Origin of the sequence: Archangium sp., from assembly GCF_036389735.1 — a bacterium.
Lineage (GTDB): Bacteria > Myxococcota > Myxococcia > Myxococcales > Myxococcaceae > Archangium.
Genome location: NZ_DASVWK010000188.1, coordinates 1 through 6987, shown reverse-complemented (window position 1 = coordinate 6987; position 6987 = coordinate 1). Strand labels below are relative to the sequence as shown.

The following is a 6987-nucleotide window of genomic DNA, read 5'->3' as shown; positions in this document are numbered from 1 at the left end:
CGAGGCGGGCGCACGGCCCATCAGCGAGTACACCACCACCGCCTCGCGGCGCCCCTTCACCCGCTCCTCGGAGATGCGCTCGCCCAGGAACCGGCCCCCGCCCGCCTTCCAGGTGCTCTCGCTCACCAGGATGTCCACACCGAGGCCCTTCGTCAGGCCCTCCACGCGCGACGTCAGGTTCACCGCGTCCCCGATGATGGTGTACTCGTGCTGCTCGGCTCCGCCCAGCATCCCCGCCGCCACCACCCCGGTGTGCAGCCCGATGCCGATGCGCAACGGCGGCTCCCCGCGCTGCTCCCGCCACGCGTTGAGCTCCTCCAGCTTCGTGCGCATGTCGAGCGCCGCCTGCATCGCGTGCCGCGCGTGATGGGTGTCCCCGTCCGGCACGCCCCAGCACGCCAGCATCCCGTCCCCGAGGAACTTGTTCACGATGCCCCCGTGCCCCGTGACGATCTGCCCCATGTGCCCGAAGTAGTCGTCCAGCAACGCCAGCACCGCTCGCGGCGGCAGGGACTCGCTCAGCGCGGTGAAATCCCGGATGTCGCTGAAGAGGATCGTCACCTCGCGCTGCACCGGCTCCAGCGTCCCGTCCCCCGTCTCCAGCACCCGCTCCACCACCTGCCGCGGCAGGAAACGCGAGAGGTTGTCGCGCTTCCTCAGCCCCAGGAACATGCTGCTCACCGCCGAGTTCGCCCACCCGATGAGCAGTCCGAGCGCCACGTAGCAGCCCAGCACGAAGCTCACCTGGGAGAAGGAGAAGGCGTCCTTCAGCACGCACACCGTCACGAACGTCGCCGAGGCCACCACCGTGGACAGCACCACGTGCAGCCGGCTGTAGCGCGCCACCGAGAACGCGATGAGCACCGCGCAGATCGCCGCCAGCATCTGCGGGTGGAAGCTCCCGCTGATGAAGGAGGACCGCCAGGCCATGAAGCCGAAGAAGCCAAAGTCGAGCACAGTGGCAATCACCGGCCGCCACCTCACCCGGTGCGGGTTGGGCTTCTCGCGGCGCAGCAGCACCGTGAGGCCAATGGCCCAGACCAGGTACAGCAGCTCGGCCACCTGCCGCGGTGGATCCTTCGGCAGCAGCTCGCCCGACCACCGCGCGACGACGGACTGGCTCAAGCTCAGCAGCGCCACCAGCACCAGCCGCACCCACGTCACCAGGCGCTCGCCGCGCAGCGCGCTCTCCGCGAGCACCTGCTCCTGGTTGGCCTGGGCCACCTCGAACCGGGCCACCGTGCTCTCACCACCGCGACGGGCCATGAAGCCCTCCTTGTCTCTCATGAGAAGCGCAGCCGTCCCATCGCGCGCAAGCTCCCCGTCACCGCTCCCCGGGTGTTGCGCTGCACCGGCTCCACGTGGTGCCCCAGCCCCTCCAGCGGCACGGACACCCTCCCCGCGTTCCGCTCCAGCACCTGCCGCAGCACCTCCAGCAGCGCTGGCGGCGCGCACCGCATGTCCCCGTCCTCCACCTTCAGCGACACCCCCAGCCCCAGCGCCGGCACCGCCGCGCTGTAGACGCCCTCGGCCCCCACCTTCGCCAGCACCACCCCTCGCGCCACCGTCATCAGCTCCGTGCACAGCCGGCCCGTGCCCGCCACCAGCTCCGGGTGCGCCCACATCGCCTCGCGCAGCCGCTTCGCTGGCTCCAGCTCCGACACACCGAAGCGCGCGTACGCCAGCGCCATCGCCCGCAGTGGCAGCCCGAAGCACACCGCCGTGCACCCATCCACCGCCTGCCGCAGCTCCCCTCGCGCCACCCCCGTCCAATGCGCCACCTCGTCCAGGAGGCGCTCCTGCACCGGGTGTCCCGCCCGCTCATACCCCTCCGTCACCCAGCCCCGGTGCTTCGCCAGCGCCAACATCCCCGCGTGCTTGCCCGAGCAATTGCTCCAGCGCGGTGTCATCACCGTCCCCTGGCGCAGCGCCTCCTCCGCCACGGCCAGCGACAGCGGCGGGTGCGTCCCGCAGGCGAGCTGCGACTCCTCGCACCCCGTCGCCACCAGCATGCCCGCGCACACCTCGCGGTGCACCGGCTCGCTGGAGTGCGAGGCACACGAGAGCGCCACCTCGCGCGGGCCGAAGCCGAAGCGGTCCGCCGCTCCGTCCCGCAGCAGCGGCAGCGCCTGGAAGGGCTTGGCCGCCGAGCGCCACATGAAGACGCGCTCGGGCTCGCCCGCCGACGCGACAAGCGCCCCCTTGGTGTCCACCACCGCCACGGACACGTGGTGCACGGACTCGATGAAGCCGGAGCGGGTGGACTCGATGAGGAAAGAGGACATGGCGGGCTGCGCATACCAGGACCGCCGCCACTTTGCCTCCCTCCCGGTAGCCCAGTCCGCTCGGAGAGCGAGGGGGCGAGCAGCTCCGACAACCCCCAGGCGGCAGGCGGGGAAGCGTCCAGCACTCCCCTGCGGGGCGAGGAATGCTCAGACAGTAAAGGACTCATGCCCGGACAGGCCCTCTCACGATTACTGGACCGCCTCCCCTTTGGGAGGAGTGTCATTGATGGAGTCCCCATTGCCCCACCCCAGCACCTGCCTCACAGCGAGCCCACCCAGGTCTTCCAGGGCTTCGAGGCGGTGCCGGCCGCTGACGGACCGCGTCAGCTCGGGTCGGGGGTCACACTGCTCGTGCACCACCCGAGCCCGCGCCCGCCCCGGGAGCGGGGACTCCGGGTGATGACGTACAACATCCTCCTGGGCGGCCAGAACCGCGACCTGCTGGAGCGCTACTTCGCCGAGCTGGAGGAGAGCCGCCGGATGCCGGACGTCATCGCCATCCAGGAGGCGAGCCAGCCCACCGCCGTGGAGCTCGCGCGCGACTACGGCTTCCACCTCGTCTACCAGGGCCGCGACGTCGGCGGGCCCGTGGTGAACGGCAAGGCCACCTTGAGCCGCTTCCCCATCCTCGAGGCCACGCACTTCACCTATGCCTTCCCCGACGACGCCCGCATGGCGGCCATCCAGCGCCAGGGTTACGTGGGCGAGCTGGACGAGGATCGCGGCGCGCTCTTCACGCTCATCGACGTGCGCGGCCGGCCCGTGGCCCTCTACAACGTGCACCACACCCTGGGCGACAGCGGCATCAACGCCGGCCAGCTCTGGCAGCTCCAGTCCGTGCTGCACGCGCGCGACGGCGTGGCCTCCATCGCCCTGGGCGACTTCAACGCCAACATCAACGTCAAGCACCACTACTCGCTGCTGCCCAGCCCCATCCGCAAGCACGAGCCCACCGAGACGGTGCGCGACTACGAGTCGCGCTACGGCGACGTGCACCCCAGCGTGGGGGACTGGGGCGTGGGCAACATCGCCGACGTGCGCGTGCGCCGCGCCCTCCACGCGCTGGAACACGAGCTGCCCGACCCGCTCCACCGCGCCCGCGAGCTGCGCGTGCGCATGCCGGACGGCTCCCACATGCGGCCGGACGAGGCCCGGGAGCTGCTCGTCTCCCGCAAGGTGGTGAAGGGCTGCGAGAACTGGCTGCGCCTGCAGGACGTGGCGGACATGTCCACGCTCAACGCCCTGCCCGACGCCACCGGCGTGTCCCCCGCCACCGGCAAGCGCTTCGACACCTTCTTCGCCTCGCGCCAGCTCGAGCCCCTGCTGCTGGAGGTGGACCACTCCACCATGGCGTCCGACCACCTGCCCTCCATCGCCGACTTCCAGCTCCCCGAGGTCCACCACTGAGACGGTCCTGGTGGGGACGGCGGCTTCCTGCTCAAGTCCCGCCTCCCCACCGCCCTGGAGGAGAACCGTCCCGTGGTCCGACTCTTCGTTCCGCTCCCGGAGCCCGCCCCTTCCGAGGTGACGCTCTCGGGCGAGCGCCGCCACTACCTCGTCCACGTCCTGCGGCTCGGAGAGGGCGCTTCCTTCGAGGTCTTCGACGGCTCGGGCCGCGCCTTCGACGCGTGCGTGGCCTCGCTGGACGCGGACGCGGTGCGCCTGGTGCTCGGCGAGGCCCGGCGCGCCCCGGCCCGCCGCGAGGTGGGCATCGTCCAGGGGCTGCCCAAGGGCGACAAGCTGGAGCTCGTCCTCCAGAAGGGCACCGAGCTGGGCGCCACCTCCTTCCACCCCGTGGCCGCCGCGCGCAGCGTGGTGAAGCTCGAGCCCAAGCGCGCCGAGGAGCGCACCGCCCGGTGGGCCAAGATCGTCGAGGAGGCCGCCCGCCAGTGCCGGCGCAACGACGTGCCCGTCGTCCACCCGCCCCGTCCCTTGCTGGAGGCGGCGCGCACGCTCGTCCCCACCACGAGCCTGCTGGTGCTCGATGAGGAGGAATCGGCCGTGCCCCTGGGCGAGGCCTTCCGCGCCTGCGCGCCCGGCTCCCCCGTGGCCCTCGTGGTGGGCCCCGAGGGCGGCCTGTCCCGCGAGGAGGTCTCCGCGCTCCGGGCGCTCGGTGCTCGCCCCGTCACCCTCGGCCGGCTCATCCTCCGCACCGAGACGGCCGCGCTCGCCGCCCTGGCCGTGATGGCGCACCTGGACGGAGAGCTCGGCTAGGCGCCGCGCGCCTGGGCAGGTGCCGGGAGGACGAGCCCCCCCTCCCCGACGTCTGCCCACCCCAGGCTCCCAGCCCTATGTTTCCTCCACGACAGCAACTTCTTCCCAACTTCTAGAGAGGGAGCGGGAGTCATGAGCGTCTTCGCCTACATCGTCGTCGGGCTCATCGTGGGCGTCATCATGCGAGCCATCCTGCCTCCGGCGCCCCAGGTGGGGTTCTGGGGCAGTGTGCTGCTCGGCAGCGCGGGAGGCATCATCGCCGGGCTCATCAGCTCGGCCTTCGCCCCCAGCTCGGCGCTCTCCATCGTCCATCCGCTGGGCATCGTGTTGGCCGTCATCCTGGCGGCCCTGCTCAGCGTCGGAGCGAACGTGGTCACCCACCGCCGCCGCTTCGGCTGAGCCGGAGGTCTCCAGGCGGGGAACCCCGGCTTCCGGCGGTTTTCTTGCTCCCGGGGCGGAGAGGGCGTTTCATGCTGCTACAGCCTTGTCCAGCCTGGAGGAAACGTTGTCCAAGTGCCTGAAGTGCGGAGCTCCGCTGCCGCCCGTAGGGGATTGCCCCACCTGCGCCGCCGCGTCCCAGCTCGCGGGCCGGGCCGTCCCGAGTCTGCTGGACAAGGACATCCACATCGACCGTCGCCGCCCGGATCGCGATGCGCCGGCGACGGCTCCCATCCCGCCTCCCGCCGGCCCGAGCGCGCCGCCCGGAATGACCGCTCGCGCTCCGGTGCCGCCCGGCATGTCTCCGACCGCCGCCCAGGCGCCGCGCCCGCCGGCCCCGGCTCCCGTCCAGGCCGCGCCTCGTGCTCCGGGTCTGCCCGTGATGCCGCCGCGTCCGCCGGCTCCGCCCGCTCCGGTCGCGCAGCCGAGACAGGCTCCTCCGGCGCCCGACATGCCCTCGGCCCACGCGCTCCGGCCCCAGCCGGCGCCGGCTCCCGTCCAGGCCGCCGCGCCCCGGCCCCCGCCTCCGGCGCCTCCGCAGACGCCCGCCATCCACCTCCCGGGGGTCGCCGCCCCGGCCCCGCGCATGACCACCCAGGTCTTCGGGATGGCCCCCGGCGCCGCCGCCCAGGGCCCAGCTCCGCAGCCGACTCCCGCCGTGGCCAGTCTTCCCCCGGTTGCGCCGCCCGCGGCCGCTCCGCTCTCGCTGGACCTGGCCTCCTCCGAGGAGGACGAGTCCTTCTCGGTCGAGGTCGATGAGGCCGAGCCGGTCGCTCCGGCTCCGCCCGCGGTCGCCGCCGCGAGCGCCGCTCCCTCCCGGCTCCCCACCGTCCCCGCGCCCGTGAAGGCTCCCGCCCCGGCGCCCGCGCCCGCCACCAAGGTGGCCGCGTCCACGAAGGCGTCCACCCTGGCGCCCGACCTCTCGGAGGTCCACGCGCGCCCGGCCTCGCTCTGGCGCCGGCTGCTGGCCTTCACCATCGACACCGGCTCCATCGCCGGAGTGGCCGCGCTCTACCTCCTGCTGGCCTCCTCCGTGGCCGGCGTGCGCACGCCCGAGACGGGCCTGTCCGGGCTCGACGCGTTCGTTGTCCAGATGCGCGCGCTCCAGTCCGTGCTGGTGCCCGGCGCCGTGCTCGTCCTCCTGCTGTCGCTCGTCTACTGCGCCGTGTCCGCCTTCCTCTGGAATGGACGCACGCTGGGCCGGCGACTGCTCGGCTTGCGGCTCGTGGACACCCACGGGCTCGCCCCGGCGCCCGGACGCGCCATCATCCGCGCCATGCTCGCCATCCTGTCCTTCGGACTCTTCCTGGCGGGCTTCTGGATGGCCCTCTTCGACCGCCGCGGCCAGACGCTGCACGACAAGCTCACCTCTACGTACGTCGTCCAGCCGAGCTAGCGCGCACTCCATTCAGTCGTAGTCGACCACGATTGGAGGCACACACCTCCACACACCACTCGTCGTCGACTACGACCACGAGACTCAGGAGGGCAGGCAGGCGGCGTGCCTCGCTCCCCGAGTCCCCGAAGGATTCGTTGTGCCTGCCGGCCACGGGCCTAAGATGCCGCGTCTTCCATGCCTTCCCACCTCGCCCAGACCCTGATCGCGCAAGGCCTCCTCTCCCAGGACCGGGCCGAGGACGTGTTGCGCCACCAGGCGGCGCAGGGAGGCGCCATCGACACCGCGCTGATGGAGCGCCGGCTGCTGCCCGAGCCCCAGGTGCTCCAGGCGCTCGGAGATGCCTCGGGGCTGCGTCCGGTCAACCTCGCGGACTTCGAGCCCAACGCCGACGTCGCCTCCTTCATCCCACCGAAGATCGCCGAGCGCCTGTGCGTGGTGCCGCTGTCGCTGGACGGCAGCACACTGCACGTCGCCTGCGGCTACCCGGTGCCGAAGAAGGAGCTGGACGAGGTGGGCTTCCTGCTCGGCAAGCCGCTCGAGCTGTGGGTGGCCACCGAGCTGCGCGTGCGCGAGTGGATCTCCACCATCTACCGCCAGCCGCTGCCTCCGCGCTTCGGCCAGCTCCACGCCGCGCTCAGCCCCTCGGCGCAG

6 protein-coding genes and 1 pseudogene are annotated in these 6987 nt (G+C 72.3%); 5 read left to right on the top strand and 2 right to left on the bottom strand.

The genetic code is table 11. From position 1 onward, the window contains the following. The coding region (locus VF794_RS07040; RefSeq protein WP_331108407.1) for an adenylate/guanylate cyclase domain-containing protein at positions 1-1266 on the bottom strand (1266 nt) is incomplete at its 3' end. 17 nt (positions 1267-1283) lie between these two features. Continuing rightward, the gene (locus VF794_RS07035) at positions 1284-2285 is read right to left on the bottom strand and encodes an asparaginase (protein WP_331108406.1); all 1002 of its coding nucleotides are present in this window, start codon (positions 2283-2285) and stop codon (positions 1284-1286) included. Positions 2286-2684: 399 nt separating this feature from the next. Between VF794_RS07035 and VF794_RS07030 the strand changes: the two genes are divergently transcribed. The 5 genes and pseudogenes from VF794_RS07030 to VF794_RS07010 all read left to right on the top strand — a co-directional run. Then, positions 2685-3692, top strand: coding sequence for an endonuclease/exonuclease/phosphatase family protein (locus tag VF794_RS07030; RefSeq protein ID WP_331108405.1), 1008 nt, complete (start codon positions 2685-2687; stop codon positions 3690-3692). A gap of 72 nt (positions 3693-3764) precedes the next feature. Further along, complete coding sequence (locus tag VF794_RS07025; protein ID WP_331108404.1) at positions 3765-4499, top strand: 16S rRNA (uracil(1498)-N(3))-methyltransferase; 735 nt, start codon at positions 3765-3767, stop codon at positions 4497-4499. Between the two features lie 132 nt (positions 4500-4631). Further along, a complete protein-coding gene (locus VF794_RS07020; RefSeq protein ID WP_331108403.1) occupies positions 4632-4898 on the top strand; it encodes a GlsB/YeaQ/YmgE family stress response membrane protein in 267 nt (88 codons plus the stop codon). A 106-nt stretch (positions 4899-5004) separates the two neighbouring features. Next, positions 5005-6333 carry an RDD family protein gene (locus VF794_RS07015; protein WP_331108402.1) on the top strand — a complete coding sequence of 443 codons (1329 nt, stop codon included), beginning with the start codon at positions 5005-5007 and terminating at the stop codon, positions 6331-6333. Positions 6334-6510: 177 nt separating this feature from the next. Then, positions 6511-6987 (top strand): annotated as a pseudogene (locus VF794_RS07010) (FrgA protein); the annotation flags it as partial.

Bases quoted from the DNA above. Each gene is read 5' to 3' on its own strand.
- VF794_RS07035 (WP_331108406.1), bottom strand. From the start codon at position 2,285: ATGTCCTCTTTCCTCATCGAGTCCACCCGCTCCGGCTTCATCGAGTCC.
- VF794_RS07020 (WP_331108403.1), top strand. From the start codon at position 4,632: ATGAGCGTCTTCGCCTACATCGTCGTCGGGCTCATCGTGGGCGTCATC.
- VF794_RS07030 (WP_331108405.1), top strand. From the start codon at position 2,685: ATGACGTACAACATCCTCCTGGGCGGCCAGAACCGCGACCTGCTGGAG.